The sequence below is a fragment of the Streptomyces odontomachicola genome, from assembly GCF_039605595.1.
GTDB lineage: Bacteria > Actinomycetota > Actinomycetes > Streptomycetales > Streptomycetaceae > Streptomyces.
Window position 1 is genome coordinate 107,733 of the sequence record NZ_JBCFOK010000005.1, and the last position, 18,233, is coordinate 125,965.

General features: G+C 71.0%; 17 protein-coding genes. 7 read left to right on the forward strand and 10 right to left on the reverse strand.

Annotated elements, in window-relative coordinates:
- Positions 1-213: 213 nt before the first annotated feature.
- From leuA to ABEE00_RS10530, 3 genes are all read left to right on the forward strand, one after another.
- Entirely contained in the window at positions 214-1,932 is a 1,719-nt protein-coding gene (gene leuA / locus ABEE00_RS10520; protein WP_345745069.1) for a 2-isopropylmalate synthase, read from the forward strand.
- A gap of 194 nt (positions 1,933-2,126) precedes the next feature.
- Complete coding sequence (locus tag ABEE00_RS10525; RefSeq protein ID WP_345745070.1) at positions 2,127-2,840, forward strand: TerB family tellurite resistance protein; 714 nt, start codon at positions 2,127-2,129, stop codon at positions 2,838-2,840.
- A gap of 39 nt (positions 2,841-2,879) precedes the next feature.
- On the forward strand, positions 2,880-6,146 hold the full coding sequence (locus ABEE00_RS10530) for a tetratricopeptide repeat protein (protein WP_345745071.1): 3,267 nt from the start codon (positions 2,880-2,882) through the stop codon (positions 6,144-6,146).
- On the opposite strand, the gene ABEE00_RS10535 is transcribed toward ABEE00_RS10530, so the two are convergent.
- Genes ABEE00_RS10535 through ABEE00_RS10545 form a run of 3 tightly spaced genes read right to left on the reverse strand, consistent with a single transcriptional unit; the run spans position 6,132 to position 7,520 of the window.
- The gene (locus tag ABEE00_RS10535; protein ID WP_345745072.1) at positions 6,132-6,485 is read right to left on the reverse strand and encodes a DUF397 domain-containing protein; all 354 of its coding nucleotides are present in this window, start codon (positions 6,483-6,485) and stop codon (positions 6,132-6,134) included. The genes ABEE00_RS10530 and ABEE00_RS10535 overlap by 15 nt on opposite strands.
- Positions 6,482-6,685: a DUF397 domain-containing protein gene (locus ABEE00_RS10540; protein WP_345745073.1), complete on the reverse strand. Its 204-nt coding sequence runs from the start codon at positions 6,683-6,685 to the stop codon at positions 6,482-6,484. The genes ABEE00_RS10535 and ABEE00_RS10540 overlap by 4 nt, the downstream gene beginning before the upstream one ends.
- Entirely contained in the window at positions 6,657-7,520 is an 864-nt protein-coding gene (locus ABEE00_RS10545) for a helix-turn-helix domain-containing protein (RefSeq protein ID WP_345745074.1), read from the reverse strand. Before ABEE00_RS10545 ends, ABEE00_RS10540 begins: the two co-directional genes overlap by 29 nt.
- Before the next feature lie 184 nt (positions 7,521-7,704).
- Between ABEE00_RS10545 and ABEE00_RS10550 the strand changes: the two genes are divergently transcribed.
- From ABEE00_RS10550 to ABEE00_RS10560, 3 genes are all read left to right on the forward strand, one after another.
- Positions 7,705-7,920, forward strand: a complete 216-nt coding sequence (locus ABEE00_RS10550; RefSeq protein WP_345745075.1) for a hypothetical protein — start codon at positions 7,705-7,707, stop codon at positions 7,918-7,920.
- Positions 7,921-7,951: 31 nt separating this feature from the next.
- A complete protein-coding gene (recO, locus tag ABEE00_RS10555; protein WP_345745076.1) occupies positions 7,952-8,740 on the forward strand; it encodes a DNA repair protein RecO in 789 nt (262 codons plus the stop codon).
- Positions 8,741-8,808: 68 nt separating this feature from the next.
- On the forward strand, positions 8,809-9,603 hold the full coding sequence (locus ABEE00_RS10560) for an isoprenyl transferase (RefSeq protein WP_345745077.1): 795 nt from the start codon (positions 8,809-8,811) through the stop codon (positions 9,601-9,603).
- 96 nt (positions 9,604-9,699) lie between these two features.
- On the opposite strand, the gene ABEE00_RS10565 is transcribed toward ABEE00_RS10560, so the two are convergent.
- From ABEE00_RS10565 to ABEE00_RS10580, 4 genes are all read right to left on the reverse strand, one after another.
- Positions 9,700-10,113: a Fur family transcriptional regulator gene (locus ABEE00_RS10565; RefSeq protein ID WP_345745078.1), complete on the reverse strand. Its 414-nt coding sequence runs from the start codon at positions 10,111-10,113 to the stop codon at positions 9,700-9,702.
- A gap of 96 nt (positions 10,114-10,209) precedes the next feature.
- Entirely contained in the window at positions 10,210-11,145 is a 936-nt protein-coding gene (locus ABEE00_RS10570; protein WP_345745079.1) for a metal ABC transporter permease, read from the reverse strand.
- Positions 11,142-12,014 (reverse strand): metal ABC transporter ATP-binding protein, encoded by an 873-nt coding sequence (locus tag ABEE00_RS10575; protein WP_345745080.1) that lies wholly within the window; start codon positions 12,012-12,014, stop codon positions 11,142-11,144. Before ABEE00_RS10575 ends, ABEE00_RS10570 begins: the two co-directional genes overlap by 4 nt.
- Before the next feature lie 118 nt (positions 12,015-12,132).
- Positions 12,133-13,167, reverse strand: coding sequence for a metal ABC transporter substrate-binding protein (locus ABEE00_RS10580; protein WP_451918545.1), 1,035 nt, complete (start codon positions 13,165-13,167; stop codon positions 12,133-12,135).
- Positions 13,168-13,331: 164 nt separating this feature from the next.
- Between ABEE00_RS10580 and ABEE00_RS10585 the strand changes: the two genes are divergently transcribed.
- Positions 13,332-14,714, forward strand: a complete 1,383-nt coding sequence (locus tag ABEE00_RS10585) for a glycine--tRNA ligase (protein WP_345745082.1) — start codon at positions 13,332-13,334, stop codon at positions 14,712-14,714.
- Positions 14,715-14,820: 106 nt separating this feature from the next.
- On the opposite strand, the gene ABEE00_RS10590 is transcribed toward ABEE00_RS10585, so the two are convergent.
- The 3 genes from ABEE00_RS10590 to ABEE00_RS10600 form a co-directional block, all read right to left on the reverse strand.
- A complete protein-coding gene (locus ABEE00_RS10590; RefSeq protein ID WP_345745083.1) occupies positions 14,821-15,420 on the reverse strand; it encodes a TetR/AcrR family transcriptional regulator in 600 nt (199 codons plus the stop codon).
- Positions 15,421-15,481: 61 nt separating this feature from the next.
- Positions 15,482-16,486, reverse strand: coding sequence for an aldo/keto reductase (locus tag ABEE00_RS10595; protein ID WP_345745084.1), 1,005 nt, complete (start codon positions 16,484-16,486; stop codon positions 15,482-15,484).
- A 216-nt stretch (positions 16,487-16,702) separates the two neighbouring features.
- Entirely contained in the window at positions 16,703-18,190 is a 1,488-nt protein-coding gene (locus tag ABEE00_RS10600) for an MFS transporter (protein ID WP_345745085.1), read from the reverse strand.
- Positions 18,191-18,233 lie beyond the last annotated feature (43 nt).

Consider the following 18,233-nt stretch of genomic DNA (forward strand, 5'->3'; position numbering starts at 1 on the left):
TCCCGCATCGTGATACACCCCTGGCCGGATCACGTCACTCCGGTAACCTGTAGGGACCATGCGTTACGGGCTGCTTCTCCTTAGCTGCCGCGGCGAGGGTCTGTAGTCACACGGCCGACCCCCTCCCCGCGGAGTCTGGTGCTGCCGTCGTCGGTCCCCGAAGCCCACTACGCGGAGACGGAATCCTCTCCGCGATCAGGAGCCCCACGCATCATGCGGAATCTGCAGAAGCCCTCCGGGATGCCCTTCCACAAGTACGGCCAGTACGAGGCCGTGGACATCCCCGACAGGACGTGGCCGAACAACCGCATCACCCAGGCGCCCCGCTGGCTCTCCACCGATCTGCGCGACGGCAACCAGGCGCTGATCGACCCCATGTCGCCCGCGCGCAAGCGGGAGATGTTCGACCTGCTGGTGAAGATGGGCTACAAGGAGATCGAGGTCGGCTTCCCCTCCTCGGGTGAGACCGACTTCAACTTCGTACGCTCCATCATCGAAGAGGACGCGATCCCCGAGGACGTGACGATCTCCGTCCTCACCCAGGCGCGCGAAGAGCTGATCGAGCGCACCGTGGAGTCCCTGAAGGGCGCGCGCCGTGCCACCGTCCACCTCTACAACGCCACCGCGCCGACCTTCCGCGAGGTGGTCTTCCGCGGCACCCGCGAGCAGGTCAAGCAGATCGCGGTGGACGGCACGCGGCTGGTCATGGAGTACGCGGAGAAGCTGCTGGACGACCGCACCACGTTCGGCTACCAGTACAGCCCGGAGATCTTCACCGACACCGAGCTGGACTTCGCGCTGGAGATCTGCGAGGCGGTGATGGACGTCTGGCAGCCCGAGGAGGGCCGCGAGATCATCCTCAACCTGCCCGCCACGGTGGAGCGTTCGACGCCCTCCACGCACGCGGACCGCTTCGAGTGGATGGGCCGCAACCTGTCACGCCGCGAGCACGTCTGCCTGTCCGTACACCCGCACAACGACCGCGGTACCGCGGTCGCGGCCGCCGAGCTGGCCGTCATGGCCGGCGCCGACCGCGTCGAGGGCTGCCTGTTCGGGCAGGGCGAGCGCACCGGCAACGTCGACCTGGTCACGCTGGGCATGAACCTGTTCTCGCAGGGCGTCGACCCGATGATCGACTTCTCGCAGATCGACGAGGTCAAGCGGACCGCCGAATACTGCAACCAGATGGAGGTACACCCCCGCCACCCGTACGCGGGCGACCTCGTCTACACCGCCTTCTCCGGCTCCCACCAGGACGCCATCAAGAAGGGCTTCGAGGCGATGGAGGTCCGCGCCAAGGAGAAGGGCGGGGACTTCGACGACGAGCAGTGGGACGTCCCGTACCTGCCCATCGACCCCAAGGACGTGGGGCGTTCGTACGAGGCCGTGATCCGGGTCAACTCGCAGTCCGGCAAGGGCGGCATCGCGTACGTGCTCAAGGGCGAGCACAGCCTGGACCTGCCGCGCCGCATGCAGGTGGAGTTCTCCAAGATCATCCAGGCGCGCACCGACGCGGACGGCGGCGAGGTCACGCCGGCCGACATCTGGGAGGTCTTCCAGGACGAGTACCTGCCCACCCCGGAGAAGAGCTGGGGCCGCATCGCGCTGCGCAGCGCGCAGACCTCCAGCACGGCCGACGGCAAGGACGCGCTGACCGTCGAGGCCACCGTGGACGGCGAGGACACCGTGCTGGAGGGCACGGGGAACGGGCCGCTCGCCGCGTTCTTCGACGCCCTGCACGCCATCGACGTCGACGTACGGCTGCTGGACTACGTCGAGCACACGATGAGCGAGGGCGCGGGCTCGCAGGCCGCCTCCTACATCGAGTGCGCCATCGACGGGCAGGTGCTGTGGGGCGTCGGCATCGACGCCAACATCGTGCGCGCCTCGATCAAGGCGGTCGTCTCCGCGGTCAACCGCGCGCGGCGCTGAGACCACGGGCGCGTGAAGCGTCCGTCCGCAGATCAGGTGCGGATCACATGCAGGGGCGGGACCGCAGGTCCCGCCCCTGCGGCCGTTCGGGCCCGCCGCGGAGGCCGTACGGGGTGCTGACGCCGCATCGGGTATGTGGTTAACATCACGTTCACAACGGCAGCGTTGCCGAATCGTGACGGAGGTGCGGCGTGATGCGTTCCGGGTTCCACGGCACTGATCCTCTCCGTGTCCGCGGCCGGGTCCGCCGCCTGGCAGGTACCCGTACCGCCTGGCGCACGCTCGCCGACGGCGAGTTCTTCTGCCCCGGCTGCGGCGGCGACCGCAGCTACCGTCGGCGCGCGGGAAGCCGCCGCTTCGTGCTGCTGGGCGTGCCGGTGATGCCGCGCGGCAGCGCGGGCCCGGTGCTCGAATGCGCCGCGTGCCAGGGCCACTTCCCGCCCGACGCGCTCGACCACCCCACCACGACGCGGCTTTCGGCGATGCTGCGGGACGCGGTGCACGCGGTCGCCCTCGCGGTGCTCGCCGCGGGCGGCAGCGACGCGCGGGCGGCGCGCGAGGCGGCGGTGGAGGCGGTCCGTTCCGCCGGGTATCCGGAGTGCACGGAGGAGCAGCTCACGGCGCTGCTCGCCGCGCTGCGCTGCGGCCCCGCCGGGGCGTCCAGCCCCGTCGGCCCGGAGTCCCGAGTCCCCGTCGAGATCGAACTTCACGAGGCGCTGGCCCCGTTGGCCCCGCACCTGGCGCCCGCCGGCCGCGAGGGGCTGCTGCTCCAGGGCGCGCGGATCGCCCTCGCGGACGGCCTGTACCGCGCGCAGGAGCGGGTCGTGCTGATGGCCATGGGCGACACGCTGGGGATCCCGGCGGAGGACATCGACCGGTTGCTGGCGGAAGCGCGCATGCCGTCGTAGCGGAGTCAGCAGTCGTCGGGGGTCATAAAGTGAACCGGCATGGGCCGCGAACAGCCGTCGATGCAGGACCTCATCCGCGCACGCCTCCGCACCCGCTTCGTCGGCCGTCGCGAGGAACTCGCGGCGTTCCGCGCCAATTTCGACGTGCCGCCGCAGGACGAGCGGCACCGCTTCCTCTTCCACATCCACGGCGACGCGGGCGTGGGCAAGACGTACCTCGTGCGCGAACTGGAGCAACTGGCAGCGGAGCGCGGCGCGCTGACGGCGTACGTCGATGAGGCCGCCGGCGGCATACCCGAGGCGATGGCGGCGCTGAGCCGGCAGTTCGCCCGCCAGGACCACCGCCTCAAGGAGCTCGACCGCATGCTCGCCGCGCACCGCGAGCGCCGCCACGAGGCGGAGGCCGCGTCCCTCGCGGCGCTGGACACGGAACCGGCGCCCTCACCGGCCGGCATGACCGCCGCCCGCGCCGGCCTCGTAGGTCTCGGCATGATCCCCGGCGTCGGCCCCTTCGCCGGGGCGGTCGACCCGGCTCAACTCGCCCACGGCGCGGACCGGTTGCGCGCGGGCCTCAGCGCACGGCTGCGCAGCCAGGACGACGTACAACTCGTGCTCTCCCCGGAACGGGTCCTCACCCCGATCCTGCTCAAGGAGCTCGCCGAGGCGGCCGACTGCGCGCCGTGGCTGGTCCTCTTCTTCGATACGTACGAGAGGACCGCGCCGTTCCTGGACGGGTGGCTGTGCGAGCTGATGACGACGGACCGGTACGGGGCGCTGCCCGCCAACGTCGTGGTCGTGACGGCAGGACAGCGCGCCTTCGACACGGCCCGCTGGGGCGGTTACGCGGACTTCGTGACGGACGTGCCGCTCGGCCCCTTCACCGAGGCGGAGGCGCGCGGACTCCTCGCCGGAAAGGGCGTGTTGGCCGAGCCCGTCGTGGAGGAGGTGCTGCGCCTCTCCGGCGGCCTCCCGGTCCTGGTCTCCACTCTCGCCGAGAGCCGCCCCGCCGACCCCGGCGACGTGGGCGACCCGAGCGCGACGGCCGTCGACCGCTTCCTGAAGTGGGAACGGGACCCGGCGCGGCGCGAGGTCGCGCTGGCCTGCGCGTTGCCGCGGCGCCTGGACGCGGACGTCTTCCGCGCGGCGGCCCAGTGCACCGCGGAGGAGGCCCCCGCCCTCTTCGCCTGGCTGCGCTCACTGCCCTTCGTGAGCGACCGCCCCGACCGCGTCCAGTACCACGACGTCGTACGCAAGCCGATGCTGCGCTTGCAGCGGGCGCATTCGCCGCGGGGATGGGCGGAGCGGCATGCGCGGCTGGCGGAGACGTTCGCGACGTGGCGCGCGGAACAGGAAGCGGGCCGCCCCGGCCGCGAGCTGTGGGCCGACGCCGCATGGCGGGAACTGCGCCTCGCGGAGTCGTACCACCGGCTGTGCGCGGCCCCGCGCGGAGAACTCCCCGACGCCCTGCGGGACTTCGCCCTCTCCTGCGACGCGGGCGAGACGGCGGCCCGCCAATGGGCCCTGCTCCTCGCGGAGGCGGGGGAGGACGCCGACGCGGAGGCGCCGGGGCGGTGGGGCCGGGAGCTCGGCGCCGCGCTCGCGGACGGCGGCACCCTCACGGCGCTCCAACTGCTGCTGGACAGGGCCGGGTTCGGGGTGGCTGAACAGTCCTTGGTGCGCCGACTGCGTGGCAGCGAGCTGCGGAAGACCGGCGAGTACGAGCGGGCGCTTGCGGAGTACGACGCGGCCCTCGCCCTCGATCCCGCGTCGGAGCGGGCCCATGCGGGACGGGGCCTGACCCGCATGGGACTGCGCGACTTCGCCGCTGCCGTCACCGACCTGGACCGCGCGGTCGAGCTGGCGCCGCGGACCGCCCGGCACCTCTTCCAGCGCGGCGAATGCCACCGTGCGCTGCGCGCTTACGAGGCAGCCGTACGTGATCTGAGCCGGGCGGTCGAGCTGGAACCCGGCGAAGCGGAGGCCTGGGCCGCGCTGGGCGACGCGCGGCACGGCCTCGGCGACCACGACCAGGCGCTTCAGGACCTCAACCGGGCGATAGGGATCGCACCCGAGAGCGTCTGGCCGCTGCTGCGCAGGGCGCGGCTGTGGCGTTCGCTCAAGGACCGCACGCGGCAGCTGGAAGACCTGGACCGCGCCGTCAGGCTGGACCCCGAGTCGGCGCTCGCGGCCTGCGAACGGGGCGACGCGCTGCGGGCCGTGGGCCAGTATGAGGAGGCGATCGCCGAGTTCGACCGGGCGATCCGCATCCAGGCGGAGTACACCTCGGCATATGCGAGCCGGGGCGTCGCCTACGCCGGTCTGCGGCGCACGGAGGAGGCGCTGGCCGACCTCGACCGGGCGCTGGAGCTCGACTCGGACTACGCGTGGGCACTGACCCAGCGTTCCTGGGTGCACGCTTTGCGGGGGAGCTACGAGGAGGCGTTCGCCGATGCGGACCGGGCCGCCGGCCTGTTGCCGAACAGCGCGTGGGTGCTCAGCCGCCGTGCGGACGCGTTGCGGTGCCTGGGGAGACTGACTGAGGCGCGCGAGTGCTTCGACCGGGCTTTGGAGCTGGAGCCGGACTACGCGTGGTGTCTTGGCTGCCGTGGCACGGTGCTGCACGAGCTCGGCTCCTACCGGCAGGCGTTGACGGACCTGGATCGCGCGCTGGACCTGGACTCCGACAAGCCGTGGCTTCTGATGAACCGTGTGCTGACCTGCTTGGCTGTCGGGCGGCTGGAGCAGGCGCAGGCCGACCTCGCCCGCTGCGCCGAGCTGGCGGTGGACCCATCGTGGGTGCACCACAGGCGCGCCGAGCTTCTGCTGCTGGAGGGGCGCCCGGAGGAGGCGGTCATGGCACTGCGCGCTGTCACGGACTTCGCGGGTCTGCACGAACTGGGCTGGGCATACCGCAAGCTGGGCCTCTGGGACCTCGCACGGCGCACGGACGATGCGTACCGGCTCGCGTTGGCGGTGCACGGTTCCGAAGGGGCGGTGGTCGCCCGACCGCTGTGGCGTTCGGCGGTCCGGCAGCTCGACCCGTCGGAATGGCGGGCCGACGCGTACGTGTGTCGGCGCGTGGTGGCCTTCGCGGGCCTGGGCGACTGGCCGCGGCTCGACGCGGAACTCGGCGCGTTGTTCGCTGCCCCGCGCCTGTGGATCGACCTCGCGTGGCTGGTCAGCGTCCTGACCGAGCTGCTGGCTGCCCCAGGCGCCGACCGCGTCCGCCTAGCCCCGCGCCTCGCGGCGGTCGAGGGGGTGCGGGATGCGGTCCGCGCCGAGTACGCGGATTTAGGCGTGAGTTGAGGTCGCGTACGTGATGAACGCGGTCCACGCGTCGGCGCCGAAGGCGAGGATGGGCCCGTCCGGGGTCTTGCTGTCCCGGACGGGGACCGTGCCGGTCAGGTGGTCGGCGACTTCGATGCAGTTGCCGCCGCTCCCGTTGCTGTGGCTGGACTTGCGCCAGCGAGCGGCGCCGGGGAAGTCTTCGGCGATCTCGATGCAGCTGCCGCCGTCGCCGTTGCTGTGTGTGCTCTTGCGCCAGTGAGCGCCTGCCAGGTGCTCGGCGACTTCTACGCAGTCGCCGCCGTCGCCGTTGCTGTAGGTGCTTTTGCGCCAGCAAGTCGGGCTGGGTAAGCCATTCATGCCGAGCGGATGCCCGCGATGAACGCGGTCCACGCGTTGGCGCCGAAGGCGAGGACGGGCCCGTCCGGGTTCTTGCTGTCCCGGACCGGGACTGTGCCGGGGGCGCCGTCGGCGACCTCGACGCAACTCCCGCCAGAGCCGTTGCTGTGACTGCTCTTCCGCCAGACGGCGTTACTCAAGTCGACCTGGTTGCTTGCCATTTCGGAAATCCTCTGCCGCGTCCTCGATCATGGCGCGGGACGCCTTTGGTGGCAAAGCGGCGGCCCTGAGCAGATCGTACGACCTCCGGTATTCCAGTACGAGCGCTGGATCGTCGATGCAGTCGCCACAGTGCAACGACTCCGTGTAGACGAGAGGCGGGCTGTCGCTGAAGGTCATGAGTGTGGCCATGCCTGTCATGAACGGGTGCGCTCCTGCGTTCCAGGGCAGGATCTGCGGAATGATCCGGCGACGCTTCGCCAGGCTGGCGATGTGGTCTAGCTGCTCAGCCATCGCCTGGGAGGGCAGGATCGAGTTCCGCAACAGCGTCTCGTGCAACACGACCCAGAAACTCGGCGACTTGAGGTCGGCCTCGAACAGGTCGGCCCGTGCCAGACGGGCGTTGACCTTGGCCTCTACTTCCTCGGGGCCTTCGAGGGGGTGCGTCGCCTCCACCACAGCCGTTGCGTACGCCGCGGTCTGCAACAGCCCGGGGAACAGGGCGGGGCTCCACTCCTCAATGCTCGCTGCGCGCTTCTCCGCCTCCAACGCCTGCTCGAAGTACCCGGCGTGCCCCGCCCTCCGCGCCTTCCGCACATCCTCGCACCGCCTCGCGAAGAACCCATCCGTCCCCAGCACCCGGTCCACATGCTCGGCCAGATCCAGCGGCATCCGCCGCTCTCCGCGCTCGATTTCGCTCAGGTGCGTCGCGCCGTAGAAGCTGCCGTCCACCAGGCGTTGCTGGGTGAAGCCCGCCTGTTCGCGCTTCCAGCGCAGCTCCTTGCCGTAGAAGGTGGGGAGGCTCGCTGAGCCGTCGATGTCCTTGGGGCGTGGCATGGTCGGTCACCGCCGATTTCCGGTCCGGTCGATCCCGTGGCGCTCCGGCAGTTCCCCGTACATCCACAACTCTGCGTGCCCGTTTCACGCCTAACGGCCGGGAGCCTTTACCTCTGTCACGGTACGCCGACCGCCCTCACTGTGTGATGTGTTCGTCACTCAACGCACAGGAAAGGTGCGCTCCATGTACAACCCCGACGGCGTCCACGACTGCGTAGCGGAACTGCGTACGGTCCTGGCCGCGCACGGCATCACGCTCCCCTCGCTCGGCGCCGACGTGCTGACCCTGGCGGGCAGCCCGCCGAAGCCGCTGGTCGAGCTGGGCTGCTGCCGCGTGGACACCGCACGCGAGCTGATCGCGGTCCTCCGTACGGCCTGGCACGAGGAGGCGCAACGATGATCGTCACGCGGCCGTAAGGGACAATGGGCGCATGAGTCTGTTCCGCGACGACGGCATCGTGCTGCGCACCCAGAAGCTCGGGGAGGCGGACCGGATCATCACCGTCCTCACCCGTGCACACGGGCGGGTGCGCGCGGTCGCCCGCGGGGTACGGCGTACGAAGTCGAAGTTCGGGGCGCGGCTGGAGCCCTTCAGCCACGTCGACGTGCAGTTCTTCGCGCGGGGGAGCGAGCTGGTCGGGCGCGGTCTCCCGCTCTGCACGCAGACCGAGACGATCGCCTCGTACGGGCGCGGCATCGTCGGCGACTACGACCGGTACACGGCCGGCACGGCCATGCTGGAGACCGCCGAGCGCTTCACCGACCACGAGGGCGAGCCGAATGTCCAGCAGTATCTGCTGCTGGTCGGCGGCCTGCGCACCCTCGCGCAGGGGGCGCACGCCCCGGGTCTGATCCTGGACGCGTTCCTCCTCAGGTCCCTTGCGGTCGGCGGCTACGCGCCCAGCTTCGAGGACTGCGCCAAGTGCGGCCTGCCGGGGCCCAACCGCTTCTTCTCGGTCGCCTCGGGCGGCACGGTCTGCCCCGACTGCCGGGTGCCCGGCAGCGTCGTACCGTCGCCCGAGGCGCTGCGGCTGCTGGCCGCGCTGCTCAGCGGCGACTGGGAGACCGCGGACGCGGCCGAGGGGCGGCACGTGCGGGAGGGCAACGGGCTGGTCTCCGCCTATCTGCACTGGCACTTGGAGCGCGGACTGCGCTCACTGCGGTACGTGGGGCGCACGGCGAACCATGCGAGCGGCCCCGCACAACCCGAGCCGTCCTGACCGGCTACGCTCGGCCCACCTGTCCGTCAGTGACCCCGTTCCCGTACCGACCCTGGAGCTGAACACGCATGGCACGTCGCGGAATGCTGTCCCGGCAGCGTCGCGAGTACGTCACCCCCGAACCGCACCCCTCGGGCGCCCGTCCTCCGGAGATCCCCGCCGAGATCGTTCCGAACCACGTGGCGATCGTCATGGACGGCAACGGCCGGTGGGCCAAGGAGCGCGGGCTGCCGCGCACCGAGGGCCACAAGGTCGGCGAGGGCGTCGTGATGGACGTGCTCAAGGGGTGCATCGAGATGGGCGTCAAGAACCTCTCGCTGTACGCCTTCTCCACCGAGAACTGGAAGCGTTCTCCGGAGGAGGTGAAGTTCCTCATGAACTTCAACCGGGACGTGATCCGCCGCCGCCGCGACGAGATGGACGAACTGGGCATCCGCATCAGGTGGGTCGGCCGGATGCCGAAGCTGTGGAAGTCGGTCGTGCAGGAGCTCCAGGTCGCGCAGGAGCAGACCGTGGACAACGACGCGATGACGCTGTACTTCTGCGTCAACTACGGCGGGCGCGCGGAGATCGCGGACGCGGCGCAGGCGATCGCCGAGGACGTGAAGGCGGGCAGGCTGGACCCGTCCAAGGTGAACGAGAAGACGTTCCAGAAGTACCTGTACTACCCGGACATCCCGGACGTGGACCTCTTCCTCCGCCCCTCCGGCGAACAGCGCACCTCCAACTACCTGATCTGGGAGAGCGCCTACGCCGAGCACGTCTACCAGTCCACGTTGTGGCCGGACTTCGACCGCCGCGACCTGTGGGACGCGTGCCTGGAGTACGCGAAGAGGGACCGGCGCTTCGGCGGCGCGAAGTAGCAGCCGACACGACGGTGGGGCGCCCCTGGACTTCAGGGGCGCCCCACCGTGCGTTGAGCGGAAATCAGCGCGTTGAGCGGAATCAGCGTGCGGACGTCAGCGCTGGGCGGCGCAGTCTCCACACGTGCCGAAGATCTCCAGCGTGTGGCCGACGTCCACGAAGCCGTGTTCGGCGGCGATCGATTCGGTCCACTTCTCGACCGCGGGGCCCTCGACCTCGACGGCCTTGCCGCATGCGCGGCAGACCAGGTGATGGTGGTGGTCGTCGCTGTGGCAGCGGCGGTAGACCGCTTCGCCCTCGTCGGTGCGCAGCACGTCGACCTCGCCCGCCTCGGCGAGCGACTGCAGGGTGCGGTAGACAGTCGTCAGCCCGACCGAATCCCCGCGGTGCTTGAGCATGTCGTGCAGCTCCTGCGCGCTGCGGAACTCCTCGACCTCGGCCAGCGCCGCGGAAACGGCCGCGCGCTGCCGGGTCGACCGGCCGCGGACAGGGGGACCTGCGGTGGCCACGCTGTCTCCTTCGTTCGTGGTGCGTGCTCCTGGTGCTGTGCCTTGCACCGTCATTGTGCCAGGCGCACACCAGGAGCGGGCCTTACGGCCGAGGCGTCATGCCCGTACGGCACCGCTCCCCTCCGGAGCCGAGGACTCCGGGGGCGGGGAGGAAATGCCGGCCCCCGGCTCCCCGGCCTCGGCGGCCTCCGCGTCCGCAAGAGCACGCGCCCGCCGCGCCCTTCGCCGCGCGAGCGGCGCCGCCAGCACCGTCACCAGCGCGAAGACGGCGATGGCCAGCAGCACGATGGTGCCGCCGGGCGGCACGTTCGCGTAGTACGAGGCGGTCGTGCCGGACAGCGTGACCAGTACGCCCATCCCGATCGAGAAGCCGAGCGTCGCCGCGAACCCGCGGGTGGCCTGCTGCGCCGCGGCCACCGGGATCACCATCAGCGCGCTCACCAGCAGCAGCCCCACGACCCGCATGGCCACCGTGACGGTGACCGCGGCCGTGACCGCGAGCAGCAGGTTGAGCAGCCGCACCGGCAGGCCCGTGACCCGCGCGAACTCCTCGTCCTGGCACACCGCGAAGAGCTGCCGCCGCAGCCCCAGCGAGACCACCAGCGCGAAGACCGACAGGCACACGATCGCGACCACGTCGGACGGCGAGACGGTCGTGATCGAGCCGAAGAGGTACGTGGTCAGGTTCGCGTTGGAGCCGCTGTCGGCGAGGTTGATGATCATGACGCCGCCCGCCATGCCGCCGTAGAACAGCATGGCCAGCGCCAGGTCCCCGCGCGCCTTCCCGTACCAGCGGATCAGTTCCATCGCGATCGCGCCGGCGGTCGCGACCAGCACCGCCGTCCACACCGGGTTCTTCTGGAGCAGGAAGCCCAGCGCGACGCCGGTGAGCGCGACGTGGCCGATCCCGTCGCCCATGATCGCCTGGCGGCGCTGTACGAGGTAGATGCCCACGGCGGGCGCGGCGATGCCGACGAGCAGCGCGGCCAGCAGGGCGCGCTGCATGAAGGGGAAGTCCAGCAGCTCGATCACGTCAGGAGTCCGCTCTCGATCGTGGCGGCGCCGGACTCGGCCTCGGCGTCGTCGGGGTGGTGGCAGGCGGGGTCGTGGAGCTGCTCGGGCCGGTCCACGCGCTCGACCAGGCCGTCCCGCAGCACCACGGCGCGGTCGATCAGCGGCGCCAGCGGGCCCAGTTCGTGCAGTACCAGGAGCACCGAGGCACCCTGGGCCACCTGCTCGCGGAGCGCGCCGGCGAGCACCTGCTGGCTGTGCAGATCCACGCCCGCCAACGGCTCGTCCATCAACAGGAGTTCGGGCTCACCGGCCAGCGCGCGGGCGATGAGCACGCGCTGGTGCTGGCCGCCGGAGAGGGCGTTCACCGAGTCCTTCGCGCGGTCGGCGAGGCCCACGAGGTCCAGCGCCCGCTCGACGGCGCGCTTGTCCTCCCGCCGCAGCGGACCGATCCTGCGCCGCGCCAGTCGCCCGGAGGAGACGACCTCGCGCACCGTGGCCGGCACTCCGGCCGCCGCTGTGGAGCGCTGCGGCACGTAGCCGACCCGCCGCCAGTCGCGGAACCGCGCCTGCGGGGTGCCGAACAGCTCCAGGCTGCCGCCGCTGAGCGGTACTTGGCCGATCACCGTGCGTACCGTCGTCGACTTGCCCGAGCCGTTGGCGCCGAGCAGCGCGACGACCTCGCCGCGCCCCACGGTCAGATCGATGCCGCGCAGCACGGGCCGCGTACCGAGCGAGGCGGTCGCGTCACGCAGCGCGATGGCGGGGGCGGCGGGGTCGGGGGCCTCCGGTGACCTGTCGGTCGCCGCCGCGCCGTCCCGTACGGGAGTCTCCTGCGTCGGGGTCTCCCGTATCGAGCCCTCCGATATGGCGCTCTCCGGTGCGGTCATGGGCGTTCGCCTTCCTCCGTCGCCCCGGTGCCTGCGGCCGTCCCCCGGAGCTCGATTGTCCCGCGCTGTTTCCGGCGGGTCATGTCGGTCACCCCGCGGGTCACCTGGGTTGCTTGGGTCACTTCGCGCCGAGCGCGCCCTGGAGCGCGGTGAGGTTCTTCTCCATCACGGAGAGGTAGTCGTCCTTCGACGGGTCCTTGACCGTCTCCAGCGGGCTGAGTACGCCGGTCTTCAGGCTCAGGTCGGAGGCGAGCGTCTTCGCCGTCTTGTCGCTCGCGGTGTCCTCGAAGAAGACGGTGCCGACCTTGTCCTTCTTCGCGATGTCGTGGAGCTCCTTCATCCGGGCCGCGCTGGGCTCGGACTCCGGGTCGATGCCGGCGACGGCCTCCTCGTGCAGCCCGTACCGCTCGGCGAGGTAGCCGAAGGCGGCGTGCGTGGTGACGAAGGTGTCGGTCTTCCGGCCCTTGAGGCCCTTGGCGAACTTCTCGTCCAGCGAACCGATGCGGTCCACCAGTGACTTGGTGTTCTTCTCGTACTCCGCCTTGTGCTTCGGGTCGGCCTTCGCGAGCTGCTTGCCGACACCCTCCGCGACCTGCGCGTAACGCACCGGGTCCAGCCAGATGTGCGGGTCCTGGCCGCCCTCGGTGGTGTGCGAGTGGCCCTCGTGACCCTCCTCGCCGTGGCCCTTGCCGCCGTGGTCGTGGCCGCCGTGGCCTTCGTGGCCGTGTCCGCCGTGCTCTTCCTCGCCGTGTACGTCGTCGCCGTGCTTTTCGAGGGAGGTGTACGCGGATGCCTCGGCCACGTGCTTCGCGCCGGACTGCTGCACGGCCTCGTCCACCGCGGGCTGGAGCCCCTTGAGGTAGACGACGAGGCCGGCCTTGCTGAGCTCGCCGGTCTGCTGCGGGCTGAGCTCCAGGTCGTGCGGCTCGGTGCCGGGCTTGGTGAGGTTCTCGACCGCCACGTGCTTCCCGCCGATCTCCTGGGCGAGGTACTGCATGGGGTAGAAGGACGCGACGACCCGCAGCTTGCCGTCCTCCGTCGTACCGCTCGCGGAACTCTTCCCGCACCCGGTCAGGGCGAGGGCGCCGAGGCCCAGAGCGGCGGCGGCTGCGGTCAGGCGTATCGGGCGTCGTCGAGCTTTCATGACAGTCATTTTCAGGCTAGATGGAAACCGTTGTCAAATGCCTTACGGGGAGTGAGGGGGTAGTGGGCTCGGCGGGGGAGCGGACAAGGGCCGCTGAGGGGAACCGATTTGATTCGGGCCCCTCAGTGCTCGGTAATCTGAGGTATTCCGTCGTCGTTGATGAAGAGAGCACCGTGGCCGCCGACAAGATCGACACCATCGTCAGCCTGAGCAAGCGCCGAGGCTTCGTCTACCCGTGCAGCGAGATCTACGGTGGTCAGCGTGCCGCCTGGGACTACGGTCCGCTCGGTGTGGAGCTCAAGGAGAACATCAAGCGCCAGTGGTGGCGCAGCATGGTCACTTCCCGCGACGATGTGGTCGGAATCGACTCCTCGGTGATCCTCGCCCCCCAGGTGTGGGAGGCGTCGGGCCATGTGTCCACCTTCACCGACCCCCTTACCGAGTGCACCTCCTGCCACAAGCGCTTCCGCGCGGACCACCTGGAGGAGGCGTACGAGGCGAAGCACGGCCGCCTCCCGGAGAACGGTCTCGCCGACCTGAACTGCCCGCACTGCGGCAACAAGGGCGGCTTCACCGAGCCCAAGCAGTTCTCCGGCCTACTCTCCACCTTCCTCGGCCCGGTCCAGGACGAGGGCGCGCGCTCCTACCTGCGCCCCGAGACCGCGCAGGGCATCTTCACCAACTTCGCCGCCGTACAGCAGACTTCGCGCAAGAAGCCGCCGTTCGGCATCGCGCAGACCGGCAAGTCCTTCCGGAACGAGATCACTCCGGGCAACTTCATCTTCCGGACCCGCGAGTTCGAGCAGATGGAGATGGAGTTCTTCGTCAAGCCGGGCGAGGACGAGCAGTGGCACGAGTACTGGATGGAGCAGCGCTGGAACTGGTACCGCGGCCTCGGCATCCGCGAGGAGAACATCCGCTGGTACGAGCACCCCAAGGAGAAGCTCTCCCACTACTCGAAGCGCACCGCCGACATCGAGTACCGCTTCAACTTCGGCGGCAGTGAGTTCTCCGAGCTCGAGGGCGTCGCGAACCGCACGGACTTCGACCTCACCGCGCACTCCAAGGCGTCGGGCCACGACCTGTCGTACTTCGACCAGGAGGCCGGCGAGCGCTGGATCCCGTACGTGATCGAGCCGGCGGCCGGTGTGAACCGCGCCATGCTCGCCTTCATGCTCGACGCGTACATCGAGGACGAGGCGCCGAACGCCAAGGGCAAGATGGAGAAGCGCACCGTGATGCGCCTCGACCCGCGGCTGTCCCCGATCAAGGTCGCGGTGCTGCCGCTGTCCCGCAACGAGAAGCTGTCGCCGAAGGCCCGCGGCCTCTCCGAGACGCTGCGCAAGCACTGGAACATCGACTTCGACGACGCGGGCGCCATCGGCCGCCGCTACCGCCGCCAGGACGAGATCGGCACCCCGTTCTGCGTCACCGTCGACTTCGACACCCTCGACGACAACGCGGTGACCGTGCGTGAGCGCGACACCATGAAGCAGGAGCGGGTCTCCCTGGACCAGATCGAGTCCTACCTGGGCGCGCGCCTGCTGGGCTGCTGAGCCTCCGGGCTCGTACGGCCTCCGCGCCTGTACGAGGGCCCCGTTCCGGCGCGTGCGACCGCGTACGTCTGCCGGGGCGGGGCCCTCGTGCTGTGCGGCTCTGTCGTCAGGGCCGCTGTGCGCGCAGGCCCTGCATCAGCAGCTCCAGCAGCGCCTCGAACTCCTCCTGGATGCCGGGGCGTGTCCACTCCGCCGCGTGGCCCGGGTCGTGGAAGCGGACCGTGGCGTCGAAGAGGGCGCGGGCCGTCGTGCGTGCGGACGTGGCGTCCGGCGCGCCGAACACGCCCTGCGCGCGGCCGTCCTCGACGATCCCGGCGAGCTGTCCGACCATGCTGTCGATGTGCCGGCTGACCACGCCGCTGCTCTCGCCGACGAGCGCCATATACGTCGCGAAGAGCTCGGGGTCGTCGCCCGCCTTGCGCCGCTTGGCCTCGAACAGGCCGCTCAGCCACGCGCGCATCCGCTCCTCGGCCGGCCCCTCGCCGGTGGCGCACGCGGACAGCTTCTCGGTCGTGCGGTCCAGCCAGCGCTGCGTGACCGCCTCGCGCAGCGCGGCCTTCGTGCGGAAGTGCCGATAGACGCTGCCATGGCTGACGCCGAGCTCGCGGGCCACGTCGACCACGGTGGCCTTGGCCGGGCCATGGCGTCGCAGCACGTCCTCGGTGGCCCGGAGGATGCGCTCGGGCGTCAGCGTCTCGGGCGGCATGGCTCCCCGTCTCTGCGGCGGCTTCCCGCGCCGCCGCGTCGTGCCGGTCTCTTCTCGCGGCTCACTTCTCGCTGTCGAGGAACGCCATCTGCTCGGCCGGATACCTCTCACCCGCGGCGGCGCCCGCGGGAACGGCCCGCTCCACGGCGGCCAGTTCGCCGTCGTCGAGCCTAACCTCCGCCGCCGACAGCGCCTCCGTGAGGCGGTCCCTGGTGCGGGCTCCGATCAGCGGAACGATGTCCTCGCCGCGGGAGAGCACCCAGGCGATGGCGACCTGCGCGACGGTCACGCCCTTCGCCTCGGCCACCGCGCGCAGCGCGTCCACGAGGTCGAGGTTGTGCGCCAGATTCTCGCCGCTGAAGCGCGGGCTGAACCCGCGGAAGTCGCCCGGCGCCAACTGCCTGTCCCTGCCCCAGTGCCCGCTGATGAGGCCGCGCGAGAGCACCCCGTACGCGGTGATCCCGACGCCCAGCTCGCGGCACGTGGGCAGGATCTCCTCCTCGATGCCGCGGGAGAGGAGGCTGTACTCGATCTGGAGGTCGCTGATCGGCGCCGTCGCCGCGGCCCTGCGCACGGTCTCGGCGCCCGCCTCGGACAGCCCGATGTGCCGTACGTGGCCCGCCTCGACCAGCTCCGCGATGGCGCCGACGGTCTCCTCGATGGGCACGTCGGGGTCGACGCGGGCGATGCGGTAGACGTCGATGTGGTCGGCGCCGAGCCGCTGGAGCGAATACGCGGCGAAGTTCTTCACCGCGGCGGGCCGCCCGTCGTAGCCGGTGAAGCCGCCCTCCACGGTGCGCAGCGCGCCGAACTTCACGCTCAGCAGGGCGCGTTCGCGGTGCGCGGCGGGCGCCGTGCGCAGGGCTTCGTTGATCAGCAGTTCGTTGTGGCCCATGCCGTAGAAGTCGCCGGTGTCCAGCAGCGTGATGCCCGCGTCGAGCGCGGCGTGGACGGTGGCGATCGACTCGGCCCGGTCGGTCTGGCCGTAGAGGGCGGACATGCCCATGCAGCCGAGGCCGAGCGCCGAGGTCTCGGGTCCCTTGGTGCCGAGGGTGCGGGTGCGCATCGGTGGCCCCTCTCAGGTGGGTGGGGAGTGCGGTCGTCGCGTCGTGCTGTCTCCCTGCCGAGGGTGACATGAGAGGTGACAGATTTCAATAACTGTCACCTGTCACCGGGCGGTGCGTGGTGCCTGTTGCCCGGTGGCTGGCGCTCTGCGACCTGTGCCTGCCGTCCGACCTGTGCCTGCCGTCCGGTGTGTGCGGGGCTGCGCGTCTCGGCTCCCTCAGCTCAGCTCCTTCGGCATCCGCAGATTCAGCAGCACCAGGCCCGCCAGGCCCACGACGTGCACGGCCAGCACCGTGACCAGCGCGTCCCGCATGCCGGCGGACGAGGTCAGGGCGATGAAGAGTGAGCCCAGCGTGGCCACGCCCAGGGCCAGGCACGCCTGCTGGGTGGTGGCCGCGAGACCGCTGCCGGCGCCGGCGCGGTGCGCGGGTATCGCCGCCAGCACGATCCGGTAATACATCGGCACCTGGAGCCCGGTGCCCAGCCCGCACACCGCCAGCCCCGGCGCCAGCGCGAGCCAGCTCAGCCCGTCCCAGCGGGCCAGCGCCGTGAGCGCGACGATCACCAGCCCGGTGCCCTGGAGCAGTGCGCTCAGCGTGACCACCCTGCTGCCGAGCCGCGCGGCGAGACGCGGCGCGAGCAGCGAGGAGACGAACTGCGGCAGTCCCATCGGGATCATCGCCAGCCCCGCGGCCAACGGGCCGAAGCGCAGGCCCTGTTGGAGGGTCACGGCGATCTCGAACATCCAGCTGCTGAAGCCCATGAAGATCGGGAACGCGAGGGCGAGGCCCTTGCGCACGCCCGGTTCGCGCAGCAGCGAAGGGGGCAGCAGGGGGCTGCGACCCGCGCGCTCCTCCCGGCGCTCGGTGGCGAGGAAGGCCCAGCCGAGGAAGGGCGCGGCGATTAGGAGCAGCACCGACCAGAGCGGCCAGCCCGCCGCGCGGCCCTCGGTCAGCGGCAGGAGCAGCGCGGTCAGCGCGGCGGCGAGCAGCACGACCCCGGCGGTGTCGCCGCGCGCCGGGCTCTGCGAACGACTGTCGGGCACCGCGCGAACGGCGAAGACCAGGGCCGCCAGCACCACGGGGACGTTCACCAGGAAGATCGCCCGCCAGCCCGTGCCCGCGATGTCCGTCGCGACCAGCACGCCGCCGAGCACCTGGCCGAGCACGGCGCCTATGCCGCCCATCGCCCCGTACAGACTCAGCGCGCGTGCCCGGTGCGGGCCGCGGGTCGTGGCGTGGATGGTGGCCAGGACCTGCGGGAGCATCAGCGCCGAGGCGGCGCCCTGGGCGACCCGCGCGCCCACCAGCCACCAGGCCCCGGGCGCGAGTCCGCAGGCCAGCGAGGTGAGGCCGAAGGCGGCGACGCCCCACAGGAACAGCGCGCGGCGCCCGTACGTGTCGCCGAGCCGCCCGCCGAGCACCAGCAGCACCGCATACGCGACGGCATACCCGGCGATCACCATCTCCAGCGTCGCGGGCGAGGCGCGCAGATCGCTCTGGATGCTGGGCAGCGCCACGTTCACGATGAAGAAGTCGAGCATCGGCAGGGCGGCGCCGAGCAGCACGGTGAGCAGGCCGAGCGGGCCCAGCGAGGGGCCGTCGGGCGGGCCGTCGGGTGGTGTGGTGCCGGGCGTGTGCGCTGCGGTGCTCCGGGACGCGGCCGGGGCGGTCTGTCGGGTCACGGCGTTGACGTTAGGGCTCATGGGATTAGACGCTCGCCGAACTCCGAGCCTGGTACCAGACGCT

Coding starts and splice junctions, on each gene's coding strand:
- leuA (WP_345745069.1), top strand. CDS start 214: ATGCGGAATCTGCAGAAGCCCTCCGGGATGCCCTTCCACAAGTACGGC.
- ABEE00_RS10525 (WP_345745070.1), top strand. CDS start 2,127: ATGCGTTCCGGGTTCCACGGCACTGATCCTCTCCGTGTCCGCGGCCGG.
- ABEE00_RS10530 (WP_345745071.1), top strand. CDS start 2,880: ATGGGCCGCGAACAGCCGTCGATGCAGGACCTCATCCGCGCACGCCTC.
- ABEE00_RS10535 (WP_345745072.1), bottom strand. CDS start 6,485: ATGAATGGCTTACCCAGCCCGACTTGCTGGCGCAAAAGCACCTACAGC.
- ABEE00_RS10540 (WP_345745073.1), bottom strand. CDS start 6,685: ATGGCAAGCAACCAGGTCGACTTGAGTAACGCCGTCTGGCGGAAGAGC.
- ABEE00_RS10545 (WP_345745074.1), bottom strand. CDS start 7,520: ATGCCACGCCCCAAGGACATCGACGGCTCAGCGAGCCTCCCCACCTTC.
- ABEE00_RS10550 (WP_345745075.1), top strand. CDS start 7,705: ATGTACAACCCCGACGGCGTCCACGACTGCGTAGCGGAACTGCGTACG.
- recO (WP_345745076.1), top strand. CDS start 7,952: ATGAGTCTGTTCCGCGACGACGGCATCGTGCTGCGCACCCAGAAGCTC.
- ABEE00_RS10560 (WP_345745077.1), top strand. CDS start 8,809: ATGGCACGTCGCGGAATGCTGTCCCGGCAGCGTCGCGAGTACGTCACC.
- ABEE00_RS10575 (WP_345745080.1), bottom strand. CDS start 12,014: ATGACCGCACCGGAGAGCGCCATATCGGAGGGCTCGATACGGGAGACC.
- ABEE00_RS10580 (WP_451918545.1), bottom strand. CDS start 13,167: ATGACTGTCATGAAAGCTCGACGACGCCCGATACGCCTGACCGCAGCC.
- ABEE00_RS10590 (WP_345745083.1), bottom strand. CDS start 15,420: ATGCCGCCCGAGACGCTGACGCCCGAGCGCATCCTCCGGGCCACCGAG.
- ABEE00_RS10595 (WP_345745084.1), bottom strand. CDS start 16,486: ATGCGCACCCGCACCCTCGGCACCAAGGGACCCGAGACCTCGGCGCTC.
- ABEE00_RS10600 (WP_345745085.1), bottom strand. CDS start 18,190: ATGAGCCCTAACGTCAACGCCGTGACCCGACAGACCGCCCCGGCCGCG.